General features: G+C 56.3%; 1 protein-coding gene and 1 pseudogene. One reads left to right on the top strand and one right to left on the bottom strand.

Annotated elements, in window-relative coordinates; genetic code table 11:
- Positions 1–285, top strand: a pseudogene (gene yehW, locus D7X12_RS42180) (glycine betaine ABC transporter permease YehW); the annotation flags it as partial.
- Here yehW and D7X12_RS45455 read toward each other — a convergent pair.
- On the bottom strand, positions 266–331 hold the full coding sequence (locus tag D7X12_RS45455) for a YohO family small membrane protein (RefSeq protein ID WP_369333669.1): 66 nt from the start codon (positions 329–331) through the stop codon (positions 266–268). The pseudogene yehW and the gene D7X12_RS45455 sit on opposite strands and share 20 nt — an antisense overlap.
- Positions 332–387: the final 56 nt, after the last annotated feature.

Here is a 387-nt window from a genome sequence, read left to right as displayed (position 1 = left end):
GGTATGGGAATGAGTCGTGGTCAGCGACTGCGTAAGGTCGAGCTACCGCTGGCGGCTCCGGTGATTCTGGCGGGCGTGCGAACTTCGGTGATTATCAACATTGGTACGGCGACGATCGCCTCAACGGTAGGGGCCAGCACGCTGGGTACGCCCATCATCATCGGGCTTAGCGGATTTAATACCGCGTATGTGATCCAGGGGGCGTTACTGGTGGCACTGGCGGCGATCATCGCAGACCGCCTGTTTGAAAGGCTGGTGCAGGCGCTTAGCCAGCACGCAAAATAAAGGTATAACCTGCGAGCATGACGCCACCAATTCCGCCTAACGCCATAAACAGGAACAGGGCGATGACCCCAATTTTAGCTATGCGCATAATGCACTCCTTAT

Origin of the sequence: Corallococcus sicarius (genome assembly GCF_003611735.1) — a bacterium.
Taxonomy (GTDB): domain Bacteria; phylum Myxococcota; class Myxococcia; order Myxococcales; family Myxococcaceae; genus Corallococcus; species Corallococcus sicarius.
Note: the sequence above shows the minus strand (reverse complement) of the source record. Positions and strands in the feature narration are given on the sequence as shown.